The organism is Brachyspira hampsonii 30446, assembly GCF_000316195.1.
GTDB lineage: Bacteria > Spirochaetota > Brachyspiria > Brachyspirales > Brachyspiraceae > Brachyspira > Brachyspira hampsonii_C.
In genome coordinates this window covers 358,969-385,271 of sequence record NZ_JH994110.1, presented here as the reverse complement: position 1 = coordinate 385,271, position 26,303 = coordinate 358,969, and the positions used below count along the sequence as shown (strand labels likewise).

Genomic DNA, 26,303 nt, shown 5'->3' with positions numbered 1-26,303 from the left:
TAAAAATTTGTAATTACCATTTAAGTACGAATTCAGTATAAAACTCACCATCTTTAATAGATTTAGTAATTTCCATAGTTGCTCTAATATGAGTTGCAGACTCAAGCAAAAGCGTAGCCCAAGAAAGTATAGCAAGCTCAATCACCTCAGGATCTTCATTAAAGTTTACTAGATGTACAACCAATAATTTTTTTCTAGCTTTAATTAATTCTATTCTTGCCGGATCAAATAAATCAGTGAATATATGTTCAGCAGCATAACTTAAAATAAAGTGCTTAGGCAAAAAGAATAATAAAGGTCTTAAATACTTAGGTACAATTTGTTTAAAATGATATTCAGAAATATCTTTAATACCTGTATTAGTACCAGCATAGAATAAATCACATACTAATCTATAAGGTTTATCGAATGATGTAGTATATGGATACCATTCTTTACTTGATATCTCATTTTTAAATATTAAAGCAGATGAAGGCTCCATTGCAGTTACCCATTTCTGATATCCTTCTTCTCCAAATTTTGTTTTTATGAATTCTTTTAATATGATTAAAGTTATTCCTTTGACTCTCTGTGTTACAGTATCTTTTTTAGTTTTCATATCTCTAATTTTATACTGAGATATTTCGGTTTCAAGATCTGATAACAGTTTATTATTATCATTTGCAAATTTATTCATAGTATTTGCAGAAGCAGAAAGATCATTAGAACTATCAGAAATACTTATTACGCTTGTATGTATAGATTCAGATATATTTTTAAGCTTATTCATAGTTTTTGATGTAGAAATAGAAATATTATTAAGAGATTCAAGACTATTTCTTATATTGCCAAGTTTATCGGCCATGTCAATATACTGAGTTTTAATATGATCACTAGACTGTGAAATTTTAGTAATAGACGCTACTATTTCATTAATAGCTTTTAACTGCTCTACGGAAGACACATGCACTGTATCCATAATCTCTGTAACTTCCTGTACATCTTTAGTAAGTACATCAAATTGTTCTGTGGATTCTGTTAAATCATTTGTGGTAATGATTATTTTTTCTTCTATGTTTTGAAGAACTTTATTAGCATTATCTGCCTGTTCATTTGAAACCTCAGATAATTTACGGATTTCTTCTGCAACCACAGCAAAACCTGAACTATATTTTCCTGCATGAGCCGCCTCAATAGCAGCATTCATAGCTAAAAGGTTTGTCTGATGTGCTATATTTCTAATAGAACTTACGAAATTAGAAATAAATCCCAAAGCATTTCTCAAATCTCCTGTAGCCATAGAAGTAGCCTGCATTTTTTCTTTACTTTTTACAGAAGCCAATGACAAGTCTTTAGCTTTGTTTGTAGCTTTAGAGATAATGGAGTCTATATTTTCAATAGTTTTACTCATTTCTTCAACTGAAGCTGCTATTTGTTCTATATTTTCACCTTCTTCAATAATTTTATTTTGAAGTTCTCTAGTGTCTCTTTCAACCAAATCAATATTGTCTGTATTTGAAGTTATATATTCCTGCATATTCTGATTGCTGCTTTCTACTATTTCCACCTGATTCAATTCTTCATTAACATTGTTTTTAATAACTTCTATATTATTATTAATTCCGTATATTATATCTAAATTAGCACTGATTTTTTGTGAAAGCGTATCACTTTGCTTTTTAGAAGTCAAAATTGTTCTTTTTACACTAGAAAGTACAGACTGTAAAGAATTATTCAAAAGTCCTACCCATTTAGTCATCTCTCCTATTTCATCGCCTCCAGATATAGTAGGGATCTTAACAGTTAAATCTTTATTATCAACTGAATTACCTATAGCATCTGATATCTTTGTTATAGAGCTGAATAATAATTTGATAAAGAATATAATAGTAACTATTGCCATTAGGAATGCTATTATTATAGTATAGAATATAGTATTATTCATATCTTTTATCTGTGCTGTATAATATGAATGAGGTATAAGCATTACTATATTAATAAGTCCTGCAATACTTGCTACATAAGATTTATATAATTTACCGTTTAGTTCTACATCATCTGTTCTGCTGTATCCTGTAGCTAAATTAGCATTAAATATTTCATAGTATTGAGGGAACAATACATCTGCTCGGGCATTTATTAAATCAGAATTCTGAGAATTGATGATAGCTGAATTTTTTTTATCAATTACCATGATATCTGAACCTTCTATAGATAGAATATCTTTTATAATATCTGAAGAATAATTGAAAAGTACGCCGACATTTGCAATTCCTACAATTCTTTCTTCATTTTCAATATCAGGTATTGTAGAAGATATATTAAAGGTTATTCCTACATTCTGCCCCTCATTAATCATATATGGTTTTAATATTTGTCTTCGCAATATACTTTTATATATTTGATTATAATTATTTGTTAAAGTATCCCACATAATTTTATTTGTGGTATTTATTTTAGTAAATTCCTTATTAAAAGTGGAATATCTGTAAAGAGTAAAACGTTCATTTCCATCGCCAATAGACTGAGGATGAAATAAAATACTAACTATTCTATTAAAATATAATTGAGACTCATTTACAGTAGCTGATAGGAAATTTTGAAAATATTCATCTCTTTGCTGTATATCCATATTTTTTATATTATTATAAACTACTGAAAGAGTAGTGGATATCTTTGCCGATTCTTCTCTTGCTGAAATTATATTATATTCAAATTCTTTTTCTATTAATTTAAATCTATTATCCAAACTATTTTCTATAATAGCAGAAAAAGTTTCAGTATTTAAAGTATTACTTAAGAAATTGGTGCTGAAAGCAACCAAAACCATAACTCCGACTATTATTAAAATTATACGAATCTTTATACCCATTTCAAAATGCTCCTGTGTAATTAGTATCGGCATTGGAAGTATATATTTTAAAGAATTATATCTATAATATATTTAAAACTAATAGCTGTAAAGAGATATTAATAAAAAAGTATAATATTTTTTATATAAAAATAGGCGGCATCTTCTTTTTTGATACCGCCTCAAAAAAATCTATATATTACTTACACACCCATTCTGTTTATTACAACATCTAAAAGCTGATCCATAATACTTACAACCCTTGCCGAAGCATTATAACCATGCTGATACATAGCCATTTGAGCAACTTCTTCATCTAAATTAACTCCGGATACAGACTGTCTTAATTTTTCAAGATATTCCATAACAACAGTTTGCTTTTCGGTTTCAGCATTAGCTGTTTCTGTTCTTGAGGATATTTTAGCAAGACTTCCTGTATAGAAATCATTGAATGTAGATTTACTGTCTATCATTATCTCTTTATTTTTCAAATTAGCTATAGCCAAAGCATTAGAGCCGTCGCCTATTCCATTCCATTTATCATTAAAGCCGTTACCTGTAGTATCTATACCTTTAGAAGCAGCTATATAATTAACATCATTTCTTATAATGTCATTAATGGCAATAGCTGAAGCAGGGTGTCTGTCAGGAGTAACTGTAAAGTTTCTGAAATCGCCTGCTAATTGATTAACCTGATCTATTGTCTGCCAATTATAAGCTCCATTAGCTCCGGATTGATTTAATACTCCTGTTATTCCTACTAAGAAATCGCCGGAATCCTCTATATGTTTAATAAAATATGAAGGCTTCATATAATCATCAAATCCTCTGGCTTTAAGTACAAGTCTGTTATTATTATCTAAATAAGCTGAAACATTAGCCTCGCTTGAGTTGATTTTATCTATCAATTCTCCTACTTTCATCTGAGCAGTATAATCTATAGCAACATCAGCACCTTCTCTGGATTTATTGCCGAATACTAAAGTTCCGCTGCTTCCTATACTTGCAGTAGAATCCACTGAATTAATACCACTTACTTTGAACATTATAGTAGAATCTTCCTGTCCGTCATTATTAATATCAAAATTACCTATTACAGAAGGAGTAGTTTTTGTAACTGTAAAGAAATCTATACCTGTTTCCTGATTAAGACCGAAACCGCTTCTATGTATTTCATTTACACTGTCAGCTAAATTCATAGCGAAAGTATCTATATCATTAATGGCATCAACTGTATCAACATCTCTAAGTTCTAATAAAGCCTTTAATTCTCCGCCTTCAAACTGTACCTGAACATGATCTTTTTTCCAATAAATATCATACATTCCTTCATTATTAATATTTTTTTCAGCACTTAATTCGCTTACAATATTGCCCTGAACCAAAGCTCTTCCGCCTATATAAACAATAGTTTCATCAGGATCCATAGATTTTATATCAACATTAGCAAGCGAAGAAAGCTCATCAACAAGTAAGTCCCTTCTGTCTAATAAATCATTAGGGCTTTGTCCTAGCGCCTGCTGTTTTACTATTTCAACATTTAAATCTTTTATAGAATTAGCTATATCATTAATTCTCTTAACCTTATTTTCAACTAAGTTATTCAAATTATTACGCATACCGTTCATTTGATTAAACATTTGATTAATAGAATTATTTATTCTGTCTGCTCTCTCTACAAGAACCATTCTTGTTCCTCTTTCTGCAGGATTAGCCGCCATTTCCTGCCAAGAATCCCAAAAAGCATCTAAATCGCTTCTTAAATTAGCATTACCAGGCTCATTATATATAGCTTCCAACTGCTTTAAATAATCAGACTTAGTTTTCCAATAACCGTCTGTACCAAGCTCCATCATTATTTTAGAGTCTATAAACTGATCTCTTATTCTCTCTACTGTAGTTATTTCAGCACCCTGTCCTAATTGCCCAGCACGTTCCGCCCTATTAAGGCTAGGAGCTTCAAGAGGCTTATCAAAAGTACGCATTACAACTCTCTGTCTGCTGTATCCTTTAGTGGCAACATTATTTATATTATGACCTGTAACTTCTAATGCTGTTTTGAAGTTTTGCAGAGATCTTTTACCTAATTCTATACCAAAAAATGAGCTTGTTGACATTATTATGCTCCTTAAAAATAATAATTTACTTCTAATTAATTATTAGAATTATCGTATTTATAAAAAAATTTATTACATTTTTTTTATTATTATTGTAACAAAAGGTAACATAATAAAAGCATTAAATATTTATCCATATATAGAAAAAATTATTTGTTAAAATATATTATAGTTCTTCTATATCTTCTATACTTAATCCTGTAAGTTCTCTTATAAGTTCTATATTCATATTTTTGTTTTTCATTTCTTTAGCTATGGCAATCTTTTCAGATTTTTTACCTTTCTCTATTCCTTTCTCTATTCCTTCTTTTATGCCTTCTTCCCTCTCCTTCTTAAGCATAACAGTCTGACCATATAAAAAAGCATCTCTTGCATTATAAACTTCCATTTCATCTTCGCTTGATATAAAACGTTCATATTTATTAATTACTTTATCCATTATAAAATTTGCCTCCTTTAATCTTTCTTTTGCCTTATCTAAATCTTTTGCTGTAAAAAACTCTATCCAAGATAATATTTTATTTCTCTTTATATCTTCAGTATTAGAGGCATATAAAATACTTTTAAATCTTGGAACTTCCAATTATGCATCTGCACCATATCTAAAACAACATTATGATTTTCCGTATCTATTAATTTAAAACACCTATGAGGTTTTCCTTCATCATTAAAATCCATACTAAAATTAACAAAATTAATACTTATAATCTCACTAATTATATCATACGATTCTTTTTCCTCTACTTCACTCACTATATTTCTAGATATAGAATAATATATTCTCTTTAAAAAATCTATATTGCCTGATAATTGTATTTCTATAATTATTTTTTTATTGCTTTTTGTAATGGCTTTAACATCTAGTACGGATTCTTTTAAATTAATATTTTCAGGAAGATTATGAGGATTAATGATATGCAGATTATGAACTTCTTCAAATCCTAAATCTTTTAGTACAGAATTTACTATATTCTCAAGTATATCCTCATTTCCTTCAGATGCAAGCAAATATCTTATAAAATATCATTCATTCTATTTATGTTTCTCATTTTTATTAGATCCAAAAATTATAATATGCAGATAAGATTTAATATTAGTTAAACAAATTCTTTTTATAAAATAAGCCTAAAATAATATATTTTTGTTTGATGAAATAATTTTATAAATTAACAGTTTTAATATAGTATAATTTTTAAAGACTAAACTTTGAATAATATCTTATAGATTAATAATACTGCCTTAATAAGACTGCATAATAAAAAAAATATGCGGGCAAAAACATATAATTTCAGCCCGCTTTAAAAATTAATTTTATTTATTTATAAAATCATTCTCGTCATATTCATCATCTGTAATCTTATAAATATAATCATCTTTAGTATATTCTCTATCTTCAAATCCTAGATCTGATATCTCCATTTTAGGATAATTGTCCCAATTAGCACCTTCTCTTCTCCATTTAGAAATTTCAGAGGAATAATCAGATGATTCAAGATAGATTCTAATAAGCGTTTTATCTTCAGATAAAGTGATAGCTGTATATTCATCTGCATATTCATTTGCAGTCTCTTGTCTTTTTCTTGAATATATAGCATAGTTATTGGTCATACCTATAAAAATTAAATCACCTTGCAGAATAGGATGATGATAACGGCTTGCTATATCTCCATTATCTTTAAAATACCCGACAGGAAATCCTCTTGCAGATCTTAAAGGTACAATAGCTTTTCCTTTAACTGCATCCAAAAACTCGGCAGCTTCTTTACTATTTTTCTCAACTCCTGGTACTGAAACTTGCCCTGCTGTCTTTCCTCCACATGCTGCTATAAATACAAAAGAAAAAATAATTAAAAGTTTTTTCATTTTTACCTCCTAATTTTTTATAAATAAAAAAACTTTTTAGATAGTATAGTATAATATATAACTTGTCAAGTTTTTTTTAATATACAATACATAGGCATTGTGTATTTATCAAATTAATTATTGGCATTAAAAAAATAATAAGCCTCCTTTTTGAAAGACAGCCTATTATTTTTATTAATTTTTTATACTTAAAAAATTTTATACTTTAAAGAAACTCATAGCATTAACCAATTCTTCCGCCTGATTTAATAGGGCATTAGCCGAAGAAGAAGCCTCCTCAACCAAAGCAGCATTCTGCTGAGTTACCATATCCATGTCTGTAACAGCTTTATTAACCTGTTCCACACCTTCATGCTGCTCTACTGCTGTTGAACTTATATCACGCATTATTTTTGCAGTATTTTCTATCTTTTCCTGAAGCTCATTGAATATATCCTGTGAAGCTCTTGCAGATTCTGTTGCCTTGTTGATTTTTTCATAGGCATTATCAACTAAGTGAGTGATATCTTTTACTGATGACTGTGTAGTTTGTGCCAAATTTCTAACCTCGCTTGCTACAACAGCAAAGCCTTTACCCATATCGCCTGCCCTTGCCGCCTCTACGGCCGCATTAAGAGCAAGTATATTAGTTTGAAAAGCAATGTCTTCTATTATCTTAGTAATATCTTTAATCTTAGTGCTAGCATCATAAACTTCTTCTATATTTTTAGTAGTATCAAGTATTATTTCGCCGGCATTTTGAATGGCATCTCTTGAATCTATCATCATTTTATTACCCTCTACAGACTGATCTGCAGATGATTTTATTGTAGAAGCCATTTGCTCCATTGAAGAAGCTGTTTCCTCCAAACTTGCAGCCTGCGATTCTGTTCTTTTTGATAAATCCGCACTTCCGGAAGAAAGCTCTTTTGCATTCATTCTTATTTCATCAGATGAAGTTCTTACTTTTATAATAATACTTGAAAGCCTGTCTCTCATGTCAAAAAAAGAATTCGCCAATACCCCTAGCTCATCTTTGCGGTTTATATTTCTATGAGTGGAAGTTAAATCTCCATTAGAAATTTCTCTTGATATAATAACTAATTCATCTAAAGGTTTAGTAATGCTCTTAATATACATAAATATTATTATAGTACATAATATTATAAAAAGAGGTCCTATTATCAATGTACGAAAAATAGTATATTTTATTTCTTTATATATTTCACTATCTGCTTTAGCAAATACAAAAGTCCAAGGCATTATATCTATATTTTTATAAGCTGCTGAACGTTTTCCTTCCTGACCTTCTATATAATAAGATTCAATAATGCCTTCATCTTTTGTTTTTATGACATTATAAACATCTGGAAGACTGCCTCCTATACTATTGTCATCTGATGATAATAATATATTTCCATCATTATTAGCTACGGTGATTCTTCCATTGATATTTAAACTCTTTATAAATTCATCATTTACTTTTTTCAAGTCCAAATTAATATAAACCAATCCTACAAAGTTCCCCTGAGTATTCTTTATTCCGCCGCAAAGAAGCAATGCCTGCCCTCCTGTTGTAGATGAAATACTTGTAGAATTATCAAATGTAAACTTATAATTATTAGCTTTCATTTTTGTAAATAAATCTTTATGAATATCTGCTATAGATGCTCCTATAAGTTTAGGATTAGCACTGTCAAGCAAAACAACACCATTAATGTCTGCCAAACCTATATTTATAGCATAAGTATTAACTGAAGCAAAATCTTTTAATCTCTTTAATGATTCGCTTTTTACCGCTTCATCATCTATATTAATAATACCATTAACCAATGCCGCTGATTGTGAATAGGTAGCTATCGCCAATAACTGTTCATGAAGAACCATATCTATCATATAAGAATATCCTGAAGCTGTAGAAGTAAAACCTTCTAAGGCAGCTTTTCTAATAGCCCTAGAAGAAGACCAAATAGAAATTGAAGCTAATGAAACTATTGTAATAAATATAATAGAAATTATTATAACGGGAACTTTAAAAGATAAACTATGTATTTTTTTCATTTATAAAAACCTCTGTATTTAGATATAAAAATAAAAAAATCAAAAATTAGAAAAGATAAATAACATATTGATTAATATAACAATTAAATTTTGTAAGTCAATTTTTTATTATAAAATATTTTGCTATTGATTTTATAAAAATATCATATATAATAATCTATAAATAAATATAAGGATTAGTCATGAATAAATTTCTAAGTAATAAAGCTAAATCTATAGAACCATATACTCCGGGTGAACAGCCTAAAGATAAAAATTATATAAAATTAAATACTAATGAATCTCCGTATCCTCCTTCTCCTTATGTAAAAAAAGCTTTAACGGAAAGCAGATTCGATGATTTAAGACTTTATCCGGATCCTAATGTAACAGATTTGAAAAAAGAAATATCTGAATTATACAATATAAATACAAATAATATATTTATAGGAAACGGCTCTGATGAAATATTGGCTTTTTCTTTTATGGCTTTCTTTAATAAAGGAGATAAAGTTTATTATCCGAATATTACATACAGCTTTTATTCGGTATATTCAGATCTTTTTGATTTAAATGAGGTGAAAATACCTCTTAAAGATGATTTTAGTATAGATATTAATAATTATAAAAATTTAGATTCAGGAATATTTATAGCAAATCCTAATGCACCAACAGGATTACTGCTTAATCCGTCTCAAATAGAAGAAATTATAATAAGCAATAAAAATAATATAGTGATAATAGATGAAGCATATATTGATTTTGCTGAAACAGAAAGTGCATATAAACTTATAGATAAATATGATAATCTTTTAGTGATACAAACTTTTTCAAAATCAAGATCATTAGCAGGAATTCGTTTAGGCTTTGCTATAGGTAATGAAAATTTAATTCAGGGGCTTAAAAATATTAAATACTCTTTTAATTCATACACTATTAATAGACTTTCTATAACAGCAGGAATAGAAGCTCTAAAAGATAAAGAGTATTTTAAAGATACTGTTAATAAAATTATAAATACAAGAGAAAGAACAAAAACTGAATTAAATGAATTAGGATTTAATGTTCTTGATTCTAAATCTAATTTTATATTTATATCGCATAAAAATATATTCGCTGAAGATATTTACTTAAAATTGAAAGAGCAGGGAATATTAGTAAGATACTTCAAAAAAGATATTATAAATAATTATATAAGAGTAACAATAGGCTCAGACAAAGAAATGGATATATTTTTAGAAAAAATAAAAGATATAATAAAAAATTAAAGAAATTATTTAAAGTTTTTAATTTTTTTTACATAAATAAATAACAAAATATAAAATATTGGATAAAAACATGAAAGACACTACATTATACATAATAATAGCAGTAATATTTATCGTTATATTAATATCTACAATTATAATGATTAAAAATATTTTTTCTAAAAATAAAAATAAGCCTAAGAAAAATATAAAAAAGATGATGAATGAGCTGCAGAAGAATATATCAGAAAATGAAAATGATTTAGACTCCATTTATCAATTAGCTATGCTTGAAGAAAAATACGGCGACTTTAATAATGCATTAGAGAAATATGAAAAACTTATCAAAGAGAGATATTTTGCGGATAATGATATTAATGAAATTGAGATATACAAAAAATTAGAGCCGGCATATTCTCAATTAGGAGATAAAGAAAAAAGTTTTAAATATTCTCTTTTAATTGAAAAAGCTGAACCTAATAATATTTATTATGCTATGAAATTAGGTACTATGCTTGGAAAAGAAGGCAAATATAAACTTGCCTGCGAATACTTTAATAAAGTGATAGTATCAAAAGAAAATATAGATGCAGAAGAGGCAAAAACAGCTGCATTATCATTTTTTATGATTAAAGATTATAGAAAGTCTATAATCTTTTTAGAAGAATTATACAAAAAAATATCCAATGATAAAGAAATAGATGTATCAGAAATTTATAATCTTGAAATATTGATGATATCTATGTACATATCGGCTGATGAGCTTAATAGAGCAATTACATTCATAGAACAAATATTATCAAATAAAAATATAAGCGAAGAACATAGATTATATATTAATAAAATGTATATGTACACATTGTATAAATTATCTGATAATGAAATATTTAGAAAAATGTATAATAATATAATTAGTTTATATAATTTAGAAGAGGCAGATTATAAATATGCAGGGCTTATATTTGATTTTGCATTTTATTCATATTTCTTAAAAGATATAGATGCTTCTATAAGGTTCTTTACAAAATTGAATTCTTTTCATAAATTGGAATACAGCGTTTATTATTTAGATCAAATACTGCTGTATCTTAATGAAGTTAATAAAGCATCACTTCAATTAAGCAAACTAAGAAATGCTATGAAACTAAATGATGAAAAATATGTAAATGAAAGATATGATAAATATATTGACAGCGAATTAATAGAAATATGGGAAAAAGTATTGGGATTATGGGAAGGAAATTTCTATAATTTTGATTATATTAATTCATTGGTAGAAATTCAAAATACTATTGATGTTGATAAAATACTAAATGAATATAATATAGAAAAACAATTAAATGATGATAATAGGCAGAAAAGAATTACAAATATAGATACTATATATTCATTAAGTTTGAGTAATTTCAAAAAACTCTGCCAGAATATAATTCAAAATAAATTATCATATTCTATATTGCAGGAGTATTCAGATAATGTAATAAATTATGAATATGGAGATGATGTTAATTATTTGGCGTACCCTACTAATAAAAATAAAAAGGATTTAACATTAATTTCAATAAAAAGATGGAAAAATACTGAGGTAGGCGAACTTATAATCAGAGATTTCTTACTTATGGTCAATGAATCCGGGGCAAAAAATGGGATACTGATTCTACCTGTGAAATTGTCAAATAGTGCAAAAAGCTATGCAAAACATAATGAAAAAATTACTGTTTATACAAGAAGCCAATTTAATTCATTTTTAAAAAGTAATTTTGTAAAATAATTACTAAACATAGGACATATTATGCTTGACTCTTACACTTATATAATCATAGTTCCGGTATCTATAATAATAGTATTAGGAATCATTTTCTTCTTAAAAAGTATAATGATAGGAAGTAATCATACATATAAGCCGAAAGACATAAAGAAAAAGATAGATGAGCTTGAGAAAAAAATACAGTTGAATCCTAAAGATTATAATTCAATATATGAATTAGCGGTAATAGAAGAACAGTACAATATGACAGAAAAAGCTATAGAAAAATATGAAAAACTTCTTAATATTAAATATTTTGAAGGAGAAGAATTAAATATATATAAAAAACTTGAAGAGTTATACAGCAAATTAGATAATAGAGAAGAAAGTTTAAAATATACTTTAAAAATAGCTCAGATAGATGTTAATAATACATACTATTCTATAAAAGCAGCTACAGAGCTTGGAAGAGAAGGGGCTTATAGATTAGCTTCAGAATATTTTAATAGAGTTTTAAATAATAAAAATGATTTTGAAATATACGAGCTTAAAATAGCTGCTATATCTTATTTTATAAATAAAGAGTATAAAAAAGTTATTCCTATGCTTGAAGAGCTTCATAAGAGATTAAGCAGAAATATAAGCAATATTGAAGAAGACTATGATGAAATGACATTGGTAGAGAAAATACTGATTTCACTATATATTATAAATGATGAAATTAACAGTGCAAGAAGCTTGGCAGAATCTATATTATCATCAAGAGCAATTAAAAATGATTCTAAATACCGCTTTTTCATAAACCGAATATATTTGTATATATTATATAAATCAGATGACAATGAAGCTTTTATTAATTTATATAATCAATACTCAAAACAGTACAAAATAAATGAAATAACAAAAGATGAAACTATTATTATTTTAGATTTTGGTTTTTACAATTATTTTATCAAAGATATTAATAGTGCTATAAGTTATTTTGAGCATATCAAATTATTCAATGATCCTGAATTCAGCATATATGATTTGGATAGTATGTTTAATTATTTATCTGCTATTGCAAAAGCTGAAGTTCAGTTAAAAAAATTAAGAGGAGATATGCTCTTAAATAATAATGATAAATATATAAAAGAAAATTATGAAAAATATGTTGATGCTAAGTATATAGAAGCTTGGGAAAATGCTGTAAGTTTGTGGGAAGATTCTTTTAATAGTTTAGACAAAATATTAAATTTAATAGAAATAGAAAGAAGTGTAGATATTGAAAAAATATTATTAGAATGCAATATAAATGAAAATAATGCTACTATAGAAAATGTAAGCAGTAAGAAAGTAGATAAAATTTATGATATAAGCTTGTCATCTTTTAAAAGTATATGTCAGGATATAATACAGAAAAAACTTTTATATTCAGCTGTGCAGGAATATAATGAAAAGTTAATAGATTATGATTACGGAGATGAAGTTAATTATTTGGCATTTTCCGCAAATAAAAGTAAAAAAGATTTAACTTTAATATCTTTCAAGCGATGGAGAAATACTGAGGTAGGGGAACTTGTCATTAGAGATTTTATGCTTCTTATAAATGAGGCTGGGGCAAAAAATGGAATATTAATTCTTCCTCTTGAACTTACAAATAGTGCCAGAAGTTATGCTACACATAATGATAAAATTAAAGTTTATACAAGAAATCAATTTAATTATATGCTTAGAGATAGTCAAATATAATAATAACAATGAACTATAATCTAATTATAACTTTATTGTTTTTCCTTATTAATATCTTTAGTTTCATCTATGAGTCTTATAAGCTCATTTGATCTGGAAGCTATACTTTCTTTTAATGCCAATAATGTATCTTTTCCTGCTTTATTATTTGCTATTTCTCTTTTTAAAAGATCTGCTATATTAAGACATGCTAGTATGGCTATAGTATCTCTTGGATAATTTGGACCATAATGCTCTGCTATATCATTCATACTCTCATTAACAAATTCTGCAACTTCTTTTAAATATTCAGCATTGCCGTCTTGAGATTTTATGCTTAGCGTCCTTCCGTATATATTAACCTCTACAATATTAATATTATCCATAATTATTTACCTATTATTTTGATTCATTATCAAAGAAAAATTCTTCCTCATCATCATCACCAAACATATACTGATCATCTTCATTTATATCAAACTCATAATTATCTTCTTTGCTCTCTTTCTCATCAATTTCTTCAATATTCTCTGCTGATGCCTCATTAGTTTTATTTTCTACCTCTTCATTTTTTATATCATTATCCCAACTAGCATCTGAAGCATTACTGAATGGATCTTCATCTTCGCTCACTTTTACATTTGAAACTTCTTTAACTTCTTTTATTTCATTTACTTCTTTTGTATCGCTGCTTTTGTTAATCTGATTTTCAGATTTATATTCCTCATATTCATTAGATAATTGTTCATCACTTTTAAAAGGATTTTCTTCATCAGGCTCTTCTAAATCATTCGCAAACTCATTTTCAGCATTTTTAACTTCTTCTTTAACTTCTTTAGCTGTTTCTTTTAATTCTTTATTATTATTTTCTTCATTATTATGAACTGCATTTACATTATTATGAACTGCATTTACATTAACTGCACTTACATTATTAGCTGATGCAGCATTGTTAACTAAATCATTATGAGAGGCATTTTCTGAATTATGAATAATAGCTGAATGATGAGATTTCTTAGATTCAAAACTAGATTTCCTAACACTGTCTATTCTTTCTATGAGAATACTTAATTTTTCTTTAAGATCATTGTTTTCTTTATTTAGAGAATCTATAGCTCTTATTGCTTTTTCTAATTCTTTTTTAAGAGTATCATTTTCTTCTATTAAGGCTATAGAATCTTTTTCTATATTTTCTAAATTAGATTTAAGAGTATCTCTTTCTATTCTAGTAGCTTCTAATTGTTTTATTAAATTATCTTTATCTTCTTTTATAGAATTATAATTATCAGTAGCATTTCTTTTGTCAGCCTCTAATATAGTTTTTTCTTCTTTTAAAAGATTGAAACTATCTTTCACATTTTTCAAACTGTTTATTAATTCTTCTTTTTCTGATTTAAGCTGTTCTATAACTTGGTATAATTCTTTATTATCAAATGAAATTAATTGGTATTCATCTAAAATATCTTTCAATTTTTCTTCTAAAATTGTAAATTCTTTCAAATTTTCCCCCCAAAAAAATATATATTAAAAATTATATCACATATAAATTCAATTGTCAATTTTTTATTTATATGATACAATATAATATATAAACATAATATAAAAATAGGTTTTTATGAAGAATATATTAAAATTCATAGTTCTGCCATTAATATTGATATACAGTACAATAATATACGGACAATCTCCATATACTGATAAGGAACAAAATCTATTGAAAGGTGCTGTAGATGTTTGGCCTTATATAGGTATAGAATATGAAAGACCTACAGAAAGTTATATGCCTTTTGACTATATACATGAAAGTCATAAAAGAGAAAATAGATTAAAAAATTCATTCCCATCAAGACTATTATATGAACTTTCAACTATAGAAATACACATGAATACTTTAATAGGTGTTAATTTGAAAGATGGACATTTTAGTATGCCTGACATGTATTTATCTGTAGGTAAAAGTTTCCATTTTGATTGGATGTTTTCTGCAACTCCATTTGTAACTATGACTTCTAAATTTGATGTATTTAATAAAGATTATGCTACAGGAAGTATAGGATTATATGATGCTGGTATAGAAACTGTTACTTTAACTAGAATATTATTATCTTTTAGAATGAAAGCAGTTAATGATATTAATGGTTCTACATTTATGCTTTTGCCTTCTGTTATTGACAGTGAATCTGCAAACTTTGCTCCGCATTGGTATATTCCTAGAGTTAATAATGAAATGGGTTTTAGGGCTGGATTTATAGGTTCTTATTATGAATTATCTTATTCGCAAGGTTTTTCTGAAGATTCAAATCCATTGGCCGCTGTTTTCAAAATTAACGGAGACTACTTCAGAGCTCAGCTTCTATATCAATACAATAACAAAAACTCTCTTTCTCCTGACAATTTTAAAAGCAGATATAATACCCCAGATAATATTAACGATGAAAAGGAATATTATACTCATCATCTGGTGCAATTATCCGGTATGGGAAGAATTCCATTTCTTAATAAGGACTTATGGCTAAATTTATTAGGTGAATATACTTGGAGAGATAATGACGCACATTATTTAAGGTTTGAACTTGGACTTGAATGGAAAATGATAAATGTTGCTTTGAGACCTCTATTTTATATACCTGTTAACAATAATGATAATCATGCATACAGTTTTGATCCTAAAGAAGATTTGTTTTGTTTAGAATATTCTGCTTATGTGAAATTTGATCCTATTTCATTTGGATTTCAAGGCTCTACTGACGGAAGATACTATATTGCTATGAAAGCCGTATTTTAATTAAAAATATTATTAGAAAAAACGCACGGTAAACTAAATTTTATAATTAATTACATTATTAATTCAGTTTAATCCATTATAAAAGAAATACTAAATCGTGCGTTAAATAGATTTTAAAATTTAAATAAAATTTGGGCGGGTGTTAACATTTCTAAATAAGCAGTAAAATTAATTTAAATTAAAATATAAAAAATACGCTGTAAAGAATAAAGGGCGGGGTATGTAATTAAAGTTTTAAAATTTATTTTCATTTGCCCACCCTCTAGGCTTTTTAATTAACTTTTAATTCATAATTTTTATTTTCTTTTTTATTTGTATCACATTTATTAGCTGCCCACCCAAGATTTATTTAAGTTTTCGGCGTAAACACCGCATATATAAAATTATAATGCTTTAATATATTAAGTATTGACATAAAAATTAAGTAATATATCATTCAAGTAAAATATTAGTAATGAGGAATATAATTGAGAAATTTAAATCTTGATGAATCAATATTAAAAGAATATTTATTAGATGATTTTAATTCAGAAGATAGTTCTGCAATATCAAATGAACTGCAAAACAGATTATCCGGTTATGAAATAATAGAATTAGAAATAGGCTGCGGCAACGGAAAATTTATAGTAGAGCTTGCTATGAATAATAAAGATAAATATTTTATAGGAATAGAATATTCATATAAAGCCGCTAAAAAAGCAGTATCAAAAGCATATAAAAGAAATATAAAAAATCTAACTATTATATTCGGCGAGGCTAATAATATAATAGATAAATATCTAAACGGCAAATATTATTTTGATAAAATATATTTAAACTTTCCTGATCCTTGGCCTAAGAAAAAACATGCTCATAGAAGAATATTTACTAAAGATTTTTTGGGTAAGATGAATATTTTACTTAAAGATGATGGTATATTCTATTCAGTTACAGATGATGATAATTATGCATTAGAAATAATGAATCCTATTTATAAAGAGTCATTAATATTTAAAAATGCTTTATCATCAGATTATGTAAATAAATTAGAAGGCTACGGCATAACACTTTATGAGGAGAAAATGAGAGCAATAGGTCATAATATATACTTCTTTGCTCACTCTAAAAAAATATAAAATATAGATGTATGATAACTAATAACTTAAAAATTATATTATTGCTATTAATTCTTTTTTTATTTTCATGCAGTAATGAAGAAAACTCGCAAAAAACTACTATTATAAGTATAATAAAAGAAAAAAATTCTAGAAAATACGCTTCTATAGAAAAAGGACTCTTAGATCAAATATTATCTGATAAAATGGATGTTCAAATTAACTTTTACGAATTGGATAATGATGATTTATCAATAATAAGAACTGCTAATAATGTAAGAGATGATAACTCTAGTATAGCGGTAATTATAGGAGAAAATGCTACTTTACTATCTATGAATATAATAGTTCCGCAATCTATAGTATTTGCTGGTTCTTTTGATAATTTATCATTAAGTAATATAAGCAGAAATGAAATTCAGAATAATAATATTACAGGCGTTTATGTCAATTTGGATATTACCAAGTATATAAAAATCATTTCTGAAAACAAGGTAAAAAGTATTGCTTATTTATACACTAAAAACTCAGTAATGTCAGTGAATATATCTAAACATATTACCCAATATTGCAGCAATGAGAATATAATATATTATCCCTTGGAAATAGAAAAAGATTTTAATTCTCATGATATAGAAAATATTATCAAATTTAAAGACATAGACTATATGATTTTAGCCGATGAAGAATATATAAATAAGAATATATATTCTATATCACATTTATGCGATGAATATTCTATTCCATTGATAAATACTGATATTTCGGAAGCTGTAAATTCATCAATATTATTCTCATTAGATTTCAATTATTATTATTTAGGCAGACAATTAGCATTGCTTCTTAATGATGTAATAAATAACAATGGCAGAACAGAAGGATTAAATTTTGTACAATTATCTGATTCATACAGAATTCTTATTAATGAAGATATCGCTAAAGATTATAATCTAGAATTTACAGAAGAAATACTAGATAAAAGTTCTATAGTAATAAGAGATGGAAAAGTTACAAGAAAATAGACTATATATTATGTTAATTCTGCTTGACAAAATTGATTCTTCATAGTATTATAGTCTAAAATTTGTATCGTATAATAGCGATAATTATCTTAATTTTTGAATTTATTTGAACATTTAAATATAAGGAGAAAAAAATGGCGGTACCAAAGCATAGAAAATCGAAAGCAAAAAAAAGATCAAGACAAGCAGCTAATGATAAAAGATTCTTAGGCTCATTATCAATCTGTCCTCAATGCGGAGCAGAAAGAATGCCTCATAGAATCTGTCCGGAATGCGGTTTTTATAAAGACAGAGTAATCAAAGCTCCAAAAACACAAAATGCCGGATAAAACTAATTTTAGGAAGTTGTTATGAATTTAGCCATAGATGTAGCCAGCGGAGAAAAGCCTCTTGAAGAACTAGTATTAGGTGCTGTTAGTGCCCTACAAGAAAATAAAGATATTAATTTAATTTTAGTAGGCAATGAAAAAAACATATCACAAGCCATATCTAAAACTAAATATGATCATAATCGTATAGATATAAGACATACAGATGAAATAATAGATATGAATGAAAGTCCTGCTAACGGCATAAAACATAAAAAGAATGCCTCCGTTTTATTGGCTGCTCGTTTGGTTAGAGAGAAAGAAGCAGATGGTTTCTTTTCACCAGGAAATACAGGTGCTACTTTAGCCGCAGCTCTTACTGAAATAGGACGTTTAAAAGGCGTTATGCGTCCACCTCTTATATCTACACTTCCAAAATTAAACGGCGAGTTCTGTATGTTGGATATGGGAGCAAATGTTGACTGCACTACAGATTATATAGTTCAATTTGCCGTTATGGGCAGAGTATTTGCTAAAAGATATTTAAAGATAGATAATCCTAGAGTCGGACTCTTGAATATAGGCGAAGAAGACTCTAAAGGGAACGCTAATGCTAAAAAATCATTTGAGCGTCTTCAAAAAATGAAAAAAATTAATTTCATAGGTAATATAGAGCCTAATGATATGCTAAAATCTGATAGTGTTGATGTTGTTGTAACTGACGGATTCGATGGAAATATAGTGTTAAAAACTATAGAAGGAACAGCTTCTTTTGTTGTTAATCTATTAAAAGACGAAGTTAAGAAGAATCCTATCAGCGTTATGGGAGGGCTTATGATGAAACCTGTATTTAATAATTTGAAATCAAAAATGAGTTCCGATTCTTATGGTTCAGCTATATTATTAGGTTTAAATGGCGGAGCTTTTGTAGGACATGGCAAAACCAGCGGCATAGGTATGAAAAATGCTGTACTAAATATGTATAGATTTTTAGATGCCAAAATAAATGAAAAAATAGCTAAAGAACTTTATGACTCAGGAGCTAAAAGAAGAATTTTTTAAAGGATTTTTTTAATGGTTTATATTAAATCTTGTAAAGGCACTTATAAAAACAACAAAACCAATATGGCAGCCTCAGATTTAGCCCTACTATCAATAAATGAAGTAATAAAAGACATAGACCCAAATAATATAGATGCTATTCTTTGTGCTACAGTTACTAAAGATTATATTTATCCTTCCACAGCCTGTATATTAGCAGGAAAAATTAAAGCAAAGAATGCTTTCTGTTTTGATATAGAAAGTGATTTTACAGGCTTTTTATCAGCATTAAGACTCGCTTATGCGTTTGTTAAAAGCGGAAGATATAAAAATATTTTAGTAGTTGCTTCAGAATCATTTTATATATGTGATGATGAAAATAGATTCGATGATGCAAGTGCTGCAGCCTTAGTAACAAATGAAAAATCAGATATTCAAATAGATTTTATAGATTCAGTAACAGACGGAAATGCTCTAGAAAATTGTTATATACCTATGGGCGGAACAGCTAAACCTTATACTAAAGAAGGCGTGCTTAATAAAGAACATTTTATTTCTATAAAAGACGGAAGTATTTTTGAAGAAGAAGCTAAAAAAGCCGGTCTTTATGTTAAAGATGTATTATCATCTAATAATATAAATCCCGATTTATATATACCATCTTATTCAAGCCCAAATGCATACAATGCCTTTGTTGATGCACTTTCAGTAAGCAAAGATATAGTATACTCTAAAATGGAAAATGCTCACTCATCTTTAAGTGCTTCATCTGGTGTGGCATTATCTATGGCTTTGGAAGATGGTTCTATAAAGAAAAACAGTAAGGTAGCTATATGCAGTTATGGAAGCGGTTATACCAAATCTGTAGCTGTTATTTCTATAAATTAACTTATAATTAAAAAATAGTATTTATTTTTAATTGAGTGAAGGATTGATAATATGAACTTAGGTAGATTTCGTTTTGGCGGAGTTCATCCGCATGACAGTAAGGATACAGCCGATATCGCTTCATCTGCTCTATCCAAGCCCCCTAAAACCGTCCTAATATCTATGGCACAGCATATTGGTGCTCCAGCTAAAATGTTAAAAAATAAAGGGGACAAAATTGAAAAAGGCGAACTTATAGGAGAAGCTGGCGGTTATGTATCAGGAAATGTTCATTCTTCTGTTACAGGTACTGTTGCATCTGTAGAAATTGCTGCACCTCCTTTAGGACGCGGAGCTAATGCTTTACTTATCAATGTTGATAGTAATGCTGATAATTTAGCTTACTTTGAGAGTTCTGATTATATGTCTATGCCTGTAGAAGAAATGTCTAAAAGAATACAGCAGGCTGGTATAGTTGGTATGGGAGGTGCTACTTTCCCTACTCATGTAAAAGTTGATGGGGCTGCTAAGGGAAATGCTGATACTTTAATTATTAACGGTGTTGAATGCGAACCTTATATCACTAGCGACTACAGACTTATGATTGAATATACTCAGTATCTTTTCAAAGGTATTGAAATTTTAAGAAAAATAATTCCTTCTGTAAAAAGAACGATTATCGGTATAGAAAATAATAAGCCTAAAGCAATAGAAGAAATGGCTAAAATGGGAAAAGAATATAATGTTGAAGTTATGGCTTTAAGACTTAGATACCCTCAAGGTGCTGAAAAAATGCTCATAGAAGCTACTACAGGAAGAATAGTACCTGTTAGTAAACTTCCTATGGATGTAGGGGTTATAGTTGTTAACATCGCTACTCTTTATGCTATATATGAAGCTGTAGCTAAAAATAAACCTCTTATAGAAAGACTTGTTACAGTATCTGGTGATGCCATAAAAGAACATAAAAATATATGGCTTCCTTTGGGTACTCCTATTTCTCATGTAGTTGAAGAATGCGGCGGTATTACTGCTGAAGATGTTCTTATACTTTCAGGCGGTCCTATGATGGGAGCAGCTATACCTAATCTTGAACAATGTGTTAATAAAGGTACTAACTCCCTTCTATTCTTAAATAAAGATAAATTACCAAAAGAAGTTGAATATCCTTGTATTAAATGCGGAAGATGCGGTAATGCTTGTCCGCTTAAATTATCTCCTACTGAAATTGCTCATACTGCTAAAGCAAAAATCAAAGATAAATTGAATGATTTAGATATAGCAACTTGTTTTGAATGCGGCTGCTGTTCTTATATATGTCCTTCTAAAATTCCTTTGGTGCAGTGGATTAGATTTGGAAAAGATTTATTAAGAAGATAATAAGGAGATAAGATAATGAAATTTTATACTGAATCATCTCCGCATATTAAAGATGGAGATACTACTAATAAGATTATGATGAGAGTTATTATAGCTCTCCTACCTGCTGTTATATATAGTATAGTGCTGTTTGGAGCTAGGGTTATTGCCTTATACTTAGTTTCAATTATAACTTGTATACTTGCTACTGTAATAGTTAAAAAAGCAAGAAAAAAACCATTAGTTCCTGATTATGCTGTTATGGTTACTGCTATACTTTTGGTTATGACGCTTCCTCCTAATTCTACAATTACAATGGTTGTTATAGGCGGTGTTGTAGCTATAGTATTTGCTAAAGAGGTTTTCGGAGGTTTGGGCTCTAATATATTCAATCCTGCTTTAGTCGGAAGAGCTTTCTTACAAGTAGCTTTCCCTGCTCAAATGACTATATATACTCCGCCTAAAAATGTTCCTTTCTTAGGTGTTTTTGAAAATATAGTTAAAGATTTAACTCTTACTGTTTCAGGTGCAACTCAGTCTTTAGATGCTGTAAGTGCTTTAACTTCTGCTACTCCTTTAACTTTCTTAAAATATAATGCTATTGATTTCGGCGGCTCTTTAGCTTCTCAAATACAAATAGAATCACACTATTATCTTCAAATGTTATTAGGAAGTACTGCTGGTGCTATAGGAGAGACTTCTTTCCTTCTATTATTAATAGGCGGAATATTCCTTCTAATTACTAATACTATAGATTGGAGAATACCTTTAGGAATGTTTATTTCTTTAGTTATCATGAGTTTGATTCTTTGTTTGGCTATGCCTGGTAAAGTGGCTTCTCCTATATATCAAGTATTAGCAGGCGGTTTCGGACTTGGTGCTTTCTTTATGGCTACTGATATGGTTACTTGCCCTTCTAGTCATTTAGGAGCTTGGATATATGCTCTTTTAATAGGAGCTGTACTTGCTGTTTTAAGAACTTTCGGTTCTTCTCCGGAATATATGATGTATTCTATACTTATAGGTAATATGTTTATGCCTTTAATTGCTATGCTTACTCGTCCTTTACCTGTTGGAAAAAGAGAATTAATTAATATTAATAAAGCTAATGCTCAAAAAGAAGGAGGTAAATAATTATGAAAAAAGAGGTTGGTTATACTGCCGTTATTTCTGTTACAATTACTGCATTATTAGCTGGTTTTTTGCTTTCATTTGTATATTCTTCTTTTGAAAAAGATATTTTAGCTAATAATGAAAAAACTGTACTTAATGGTGTTAAAACTGTTATTGAAGGTGCTGATGAATTAGAAGGTCCTTTAACTGATAATTCTGCTTATCCTTACTATATAGGTAAAAAAGCTGATGGTACTGTAGTTGGTTATGCTATGCTTTCTTCTGCTGGAGGATACAACGGCGAAAATAAAGTTCTTGTTGGTTTTGATGCTAATGTTGATAAAATAACTGCTATAGTAGTTACTGAACAGGCTGAAACTCCGGGGCTTGGTGCTAAAATCATTGAAGATAGCTTTAGAGATCAATTCAAAGAGCAAAGTACAATAGTTCCTTTAACTGTTGTAAAAGGAATTAAGCCTGAAGAGGCAGCTGATGCTCAAATTGCGGCTATAAGCGGTGCTACTATATCTACTACTTCGGTTGTTAATGCTGTTAATAGTGCTAAAGATGAGGCTGTTAATTTATTCAAAAATTGATAATTAAATTATGAAAGTAATAAGGCTTATAAATGTTAATCATTTTATAAGCCTTTTTTATTTTAACTATTACTCACTATAAATTTAATAAAAGCTTGGGTGGGGAATGCTTTTTCTAATTTAAACAAAAAAATAAATAAAAATAAAAAAGTGAAAATAAAATAATAAAAATAAAGGGTGGGGAATTAAGATAAAATTTTTAATGTTTAAAACTTTTACTATACATGTTATAATCATATAAAATATTACGGAAACATAAATATGCAGGAATTTAATCTAATAGAAAAAATAAAAAAATTAACAGAATCTAATAATACAGATAATTTAAATATAGGCGATGACTGTGCTGTTATAAAAAATATAAGTGCTGATAAAGATATTTTAGTTACAACCGACATATTAGTAGAAAATATACATTTCTCTTTAGATTATTATTCTTTTTATGATATAGGATATAAATCAGCTCAGGCGAATATCAGCGATATAATATGCAAAGGAGCAAATCCTACAAATGCATTCATATCTCTTTCAATACCTAAAAAAATTAATGATGAAAATATATTAGAATGGTATAGAGGTTTTTTAGAAGCATGCAAACCATACAATATAGAAATATCAGGAGGAGATACCACTTCATCAAAGGACTTTTTTTTCATTTCAGTAACATTAATTGGTACTATAGAAAAAAATAAATCCATATTAAGAAGCAATGCAAAAAATGATGATAATGTTTATGTGCTTGGATTTGTAGGAGAAAGTGATTTAGGACTTAAAAAACTTTTATCTGGAAATTATGACTATAACGATCAAAGCATTAAAACCCATTTAAGACCTACGCTTTTTTATGATAAATGGCAGGAGATTATTAATAAATACAAAATAAACTCATCTATAGATATAAGCGACGGACTCTTGCAGGATGCATCTCATATTGCTGAAAACTCGAATAAAACTATAGAAATATATGAATCTTCTAATTGGTACTTAGTAAATAGATTTTTTAATAATAATAACAAAAAAATACTAAAATCTATACTTACGGGAGGAGAAGATTATGCTGTAATTTTTACAACTTCAGACAATATACCAGAAGAAAATAATTTGATAAAAATAGGAAAGGTTCATGAATACTCAAGTAAATATATAAGATTCATAGATTCTAATAATAAAGAAATTAATTTTGATTCATTAGGATTTGTACATTTTTAAATTAGGTTTAAAATATTTATTACATTCCCCGCCCTTTATACTTATAACATTAATTTAAATATAAATTTTTAATTTCTTATTTGCTTAATTAGAATTTTCTGCTGCCCGCCCAAGATTTTTTAAATTTATTGCAAACTCAAGCCGCACGCAGAACAAAGCCTTAAATATATATGTTTAATAAAAATTATAATTAAAACAATAAATAAAAATCAACCTTCCGTGCGGTTATCAATTTTTGAAAGTTTACCGTCAGATGTAGAATTATCAGTATTTATAATCGTTAAATTCATGTAAGTATCATAAAAAGCAAAAGAATATTTTTTTCCATCTTTCTCTGCTGTATATGATGAATCCCCAACTTTAGTTAATTCTTCTTTTGATATTGTTACTATATCATCATATATATTTCCGCCTTCTATAGTAATATTTATAGAACTATCTTCATTAACAATTAAAGTGCATTTATTTGTTATAAGCTGTCTAGTATTTTGAGTTGTATTTAAAGTTCCCTCATATCTAGCATTTTCTTCTATGTTTTCTATAGGGTCATTTTTATTTCCGCAGCTTAAAATAAATAAAAATATGAAAGATAGACTTATAATTTTAATACAATGTTTCATAATTTAATCCCTAAATAAATTAATTTAATGTAAAACAATAGTACTGCTTTTTATAAAATTGTAAATAGTATTTTATCAAAATTAAAATATAACTTTCTTTGATTATTATTTTTTAGAAAAACTATTTTCCTCGCCTTTAAGCATTCTTTTATAATTAGGTATATGCTTTATTATAATAAATATTGCAAGAAGTATCGCTATAGGAAGAAGAATAATATAGTTTATATTAAAAAATATTCTGTATAAAAAATTAGCTTTAAAATACAAAAAGCTCAAGACTATAGGAAAAGCAATAGCCCCGCAAGTTGAACCTATAGCAACAGTTTTTCTTGAAGCAAATAAACCAATAAAGAAAAATACCATAGTAATAATTAAACTTACAGGAGCAAGCATAAACATAGAACCTGCACTAGTTGCTACACCTTTACCGCCTTTGAAACCTAAAAATATAGAAAATACATGCCCTAATATAGCAGCAACAGCACAAGCCACTAATATATAACTATGAGTAAAAATAATATTAGAAAGTATGAAAGAAGGTATTAGTACAGCTATCATTCCCTTACCTATATCACAAATATAAGCAGCTATTCCAGCCTTTTTACCGCATACACGAAGTACATTGCTTGCACCCGGATTGCAGCTTCCCTCTTTTCTTACATCATGTCCATTTATTTTTCCTATTATAAATGAAAATGGTATTGCCCCGATTATATATGAAACAAGTATGCTTACTATAATTTTAACTATCATATT

At 27.9% G+C, this 26,303-nt stretch carries 21 protein-coding genes and 1 pseudogene; 13 read left to right on the top strand and 9 right to left on the bottom strand.

The annotated features are described in order from the left end of the window. Window positions 1-13: 13 nt before the first annotated feature. The 5 genes and pseudogenes from A966_RS01810 to A966_RS01790 form a co-directional block, all read right to left on the bottom strand. Entirely contained in the window at window positions 14-2,851 is a 2,838-nt protein-coding gene (locus A966_RS01810; RefSeq protein WP_008721899.1) for a methyl-accepting chemotaxis protein, read from the bottom strand. 182 nt (window positions 2,852-3,033) lie between these two features. Next, a complete protein-coding gene (gene flgK / locus A966_RS01805; RefSeq protein ID WP_008721897.1) occupies window positions 3,034-4,947 on the bottom strand; it encodes a flagellar hook-associated protein FlgK in 1,914 nt (637 codons plus the stop codon). Window positions 4,948-5,113: 166 nt separating this feature from the next. After that, window positions 5,114-5,996: pseudogene (locus A966_RS01800) on the bottom strand (Rpn family recombination-promoting nuclease/putative transposase). 262 nt (window positions 5,997-6,258) lie between these two features. Then, on the bottom strand, window positions 6,259-6,810 hold the full coding sequence (locus A966_RS01795; protein ID WP_008721896.1) for a hypothetical protein: 552 nt from the start codon (window positions 6,808-6,810) through the stop codon (window positions 6,259-6,261). A 198-nt stretch (window positions 6,811-7,008) separates the two neighbouring features. Continuing rightward, a complete protein-coding gene (locus A966_RS01790; RefSeq protein WP_008721894.1) occupies window positions 7,009-8,850 on the bottom strand; it encodes a methyl-accepting chemotaxis protein in 1,842 nt (613 codons plus the stop codon). A 182-nt stretch (window positions 8,851-9,032) separates the two neighbouring features. On the opposite strand from A966_RS01790, the gene hisC reads away from it, so the two are divergent. From hisC to A966_RS01775, 3 genes are all read left to right on the top strand, one after another. After that, window positions 9,033-10,097, top strand: a complete 1,065-nt coding sequence (gene hisC / locus A966_RS01785) for a histidinol-phosphate transaminase (RefSeq protein ID WP_008721891.1) — start codon at window positions 9,033-9,035, stop codon at window positions 10,095-10,097. A gap of 70 nt (window positions 10,098-10,167) precedes the next feature. Next, entirely contained in the window at window positions 10,168-11,847 is a 1,680-nt protein-coding gene (locus tag A966_RS01780; RefSeq protein ID WP_008721889.1) for a restriction endonuclease, read from the top strand. A 21-nt stretch (window positions 11,848-11,868) separates the two neighbouring features. After that, window positions 11,869-13,554, top strand: coding sequence for a restriction endonuclease (locus A966_RS01775; protein ID WP_008721888.1), 1,686 nt, complete (start codon window positions 11,869-11,871; stop codon window positions 13,552-13,554). Between the two features lie 32 nt (window positions 13,555-13,586). On the opposite strand, the gene A966_RS01770 is transcribed toward A966_RS01775, so the two are convergent. Continuing rightward, window positions 13,587-13,919 (bottom strand): cell division protein ZapA, encoded by a 333-nt coding sequence (locus A966_RS01770; protein ID WP_008721885.1) that lies wholly within the window; start codon window positions 13,917-13,919, stop codon window positions 13,587-13,589. Between the two features lie 13 nt (window positions 13,920-13,932). Continuing rightward, window positions 13,933-15,033 carry a coiled-coil domain-containing protein gene (locus A966_RS01765; RefSeq protein ID WP_008721882.1) on the bottom strand — a complete coding sequence of 367 codons (1,101 nt, stop codon included), beginning with the start codon at window positions 15,031-15,033 and terminating at the stop codon, window positions 13,933-13,935. A 115-nt stretch (window positions 15,034-15,148) separates the two neighbouring features. Between A966_RS01765 and A966_RS01760 the strand changes: the two genes are divergently transcribed. The 10 genes from A966_RS01760 to thiL all read left to right on the top strand — a co-directional run bounded on the left by A966_RS01760 (window position 15,149) and on the right by thiL (window position 24,927). Beyond that, on the top strand, window positions 15,149-16,318 hold the full coding sequence (locus tag A966_RS01760) for a hypothetical protein (RefSeq protein WP_008721881.1): 1,170 nt from the start codon (window positions 15,149-15,151) through the stop codon (window positions 16,316-16,318). A gap of 467 nt (window positions 16,319-16,785) precedes the next feature. After that, a complete protein-coding gene (gene trmB / locus A966_RS01755) occupies window positions 16,786-17,433 on the top strand; it encodes a tRNA (guanosine(46)-N7)-methyltransferase TrmB (protein WP_008721878.1) in 648 nt (215 codons plus the stop codon). Between the two features lie 11 nt (window positions 17,434-17,444). Then, window positions 17,445-18,434 (top strand): ABC transporter substrate-binding protein, encoded by a 990-nt coding sequence (locus A966_RS01750; protein ID WP_008721876.1) that lies wholly within the window; start codon window positions 17,445-17,447, stop codon window positions 18,432-18,434. Between the two features lie 134 nt (window positions 18,435-18,568). Continuing rightward, window positions 18,569-18,763 carry a 50S ribosomal protein L32 gene (rpmF, locus tag A966_RS01745; protein ID WP_008721874.1) on the top strand — a complete coding sequence of 65 codons (195 nt, stop codon included), beginning with the start codon at window positions 18,569-18,571 and terminating at the stop codon, window positions 18,761-18,763. Window positions 18,764-18,784: 21 nt separating this feature from the next. Then, window positions 18,785-19,804 carry a phosphate acyltransferase PlsX gene (gene plsX / locus A966_RS01740; RefSeq protein WP_008721870.1) on the top strand — a complete coding sequence of 340 codons (1,020 nt, stop codon included), beginning with the start codon at window positions 18,785-18,787 and terminating at the stop codon, window positions 19,802-19,804. A gap of 12 nt (window positions 19,805-19,816) precedes the next feature. Further along, the gene (locus tag A966_RS01735) at window positions 19,817-20,671 is read left to right on the top strand and encodes a 3-oxoacyl-ACP synthase III family protein (RefSeq protein ID WP_008721867.1); all 855 of its coding nucleotides are present in this window, start codon (window positions 19,817-19,819) and stop codon (window positions 20,669-20,671) included. Window positions 20,672-20,722: 51 nt separating this feature from the next. Further along, a complete protein-coding gene (rsxC, locus tag A966_RS01730) occupies window positions 20,723-22,030 on the top strand; it encodes an electron transport complex subunit RsxC (protein ID WP_008721865.1) in 1,308 nt (435 codons plus the stop codon). A gap of 15 nt (window positions 22,031-22,045) precedes the next feature. Next, window positions 22,046-23,143 (top strand): RnfABCDGE type electron transport complex subunit D, encoded by a 1,098-nt coding sequence (locus A966_RS01725; protein WP_008721863.1) that lies wholly within the window; start codon window positions 22,046-22,048, stop codon window positions 23,141-23,143. A gap of 2 nt (window positions 23,144-23,145) precedes the next feature. Next, a complete protein-coding gene (locus A966_RS01720) occupies window positions 23,146-23,718 on the top strand; it encodes an FMN-binding protein (RefSeq protein ID WP_008721862.1) in 573 nt (190 codons plus the stop codon). 261 nt (window positions 23,719-23,979) lie between these two features. Then, a complete protein-coding gene (gene thiL, locus A966_RS01715; protein WP_008721860.1) occupies window positions 23,980-24,927 on the top strand; it encodes a thiamine-phosphate kinase in 948 nt (315 codons plus the stop codon). 209 nt (window positions 24,928-25,136) lie between these two features. Here thiL and A966_RS01710 read toward each other — a convergent pair whose 3' ends face one another. Both A966_RS01710 and plsY read right to left on the bottom strand, forming a co-directional pair. Beyond that, window positions 25,137-25,547, bottom strand: a complete 411-nt coding sequence (locus A966_RS01710) for a hypothetical protein (RefSeq protein WP_008721858.1) — start codon at window positions 25,545-25,547, stop codon at window positions 25,137-25,139. A 105-nt stretch (window positions 25,548-25,652) separates the two neighbouring features. Then, window positions 25,653-26,300, bottom strand: a complete 648-nt coding sequence (plsY, locus tag A966_RS01705) for a glycerol-3-phosphate 1-O-acyltransferase PlsY (RefSeq protein WP_008721856.1) — start codon at window positions 26,298-26,300, stop codon at window positions 25,653-25,655. Between the last annotated feature and the right edge of the window lie 3 nt (window positions 26,301-26,303).

What these genes read in the sequence shown, in the direction of transcription:
- A966_RS01720 (WP_008721862.1), top strand. Translation starts at nt 23,146, where the DNA reads ATGAAAAAAGAGGTTGGTTATACTGCCGTTATTTCTGTTACAATTACT.
- A966_RS01790 (WP_008721894.1), bottom strand. Translation starts at nt 8,850, where the DNA reads ATGAAAAAAATACATAGTTTATCTTTTAAAGTTCCCGTTATAATAATT.
- A966_RS01725 (WP_008721863.1), top strand. Translation starts at nt 22,046, where the DNA reads ATGAAATTTTATACTGAATCATCTCCGCATATTAAAGATGGAGATACT.
- flgK (WP_008721897.1), bottom strand. Translation starts at nt 4,947, where the DNA reads ATGTCAACAAGCTCATTTTTTGGTATAGAATTAGGTAAAAGATCTCTG.
- rsxC (WP_008721865.1), top strand. Translation starts at nt 20,723, where the DNA reads ATGAACTTAGGTAGATTTCGTTTTGGCGGAGTTCATCCGCATGACAGT.
- A966_RS01780 (WP_008721889.1), top strand. Translation starts at nt 10,168, where the DNA reads ATGAAAGACACTACATTATACATAATAATAGCAGTAATATTTATCGTT.
- hisC (WP_008721891.1), top strand. Translation starts at nt 9,033, where the DNA reads ATGAATAAATTTCTAAGTAATAAAGCTAAATCTATAGAACCATATACT.
- A966_RS01760 (WP_008721881.1), top strand. Translation starts at nt 15,149, where the DNA reads ATGAAGAATATATTAAAATTCATAGTTCTGCCATTAATATTGATATAC.
- A966_RS01810 (WP_008721899.1), bottom strand. Translation starts at nt 2,851, where the DNA reads ATGGGTATAAAGATTCGTATAATTTTAATAATAGTCGGAGTTATGGTT.
- A966_RS01775 (WP_008721888.1), top strand. Translation starts at nt 11,869, where the DNA reads ATGCTTGACTCTTACACTTATATAATCATAGTTCCGGTATCTATAATA.
- rpmF (WP_008721874.1), top strand. Translation starts at nt 18,569, where the DNA reads ATGGCGGTACCAAAGCATAGAAAATCGAAAGCAAAAAAAAGATCAAGA.
- plsY (WP_008721856.1), bottom strand. Translation starts at nt 26,300, where the DNA reads ATGATAGTTAAAATTATAGTAAGCATACTTGTTTCATATATAATCGGG.
- A966_RS01795 (WP_008721896.1), bottom strand. Translation starts at nt 6,810, where the DNA reads ATGAAAAAACTTTTAATTATTTTTTCTTTTGTATTTATAGCAGCATGT.
- plsX (WP_008721870.1), top strand. Translation starts at nt 18,785, where the DNA reads ATGAATTTAGCCATAGATGTAGCCAGCGGAGAAAAGCCTCTTGAAGAA.
- A966_RS01770 (WP_008721885.1), bottom strand. Translation starts at nt 13,919, where the DNA reads ATGGATAATATTAATATTGTAGAGGTTAATATATACGGAAGGACGCTA.
- A966_RS01710 (WP_008721858.1), bottom strand. Translation starts at nt 25,547, where the DNA reads ATGAAACATTGTATTAAAATTATAAGTCTATCTTTCATATTTTTATTT.
- thiL (WP_008721860.1), top strand. Translation starts at nt 23,980, where the DNA reads ATGCAGGAATTTAATCTAATAGAAAAAATAAAAAAATTAACAGAATCT.
- A966_RS01735 (WP_008721867.1), top strand. Translation starts at nt 19,817, where the DNA reads ATGGTTTATATTAAATCTTGTAAAGGCACTTATAAAAACAACAAAACC.
- A966_RS01750 (WP_008721876.1), top strand. Translation starts at nt 17,445, where the DNA reads ATGATAACTAATAACTTAAAAATTATATTATTGCTATTAATTCTTTTT.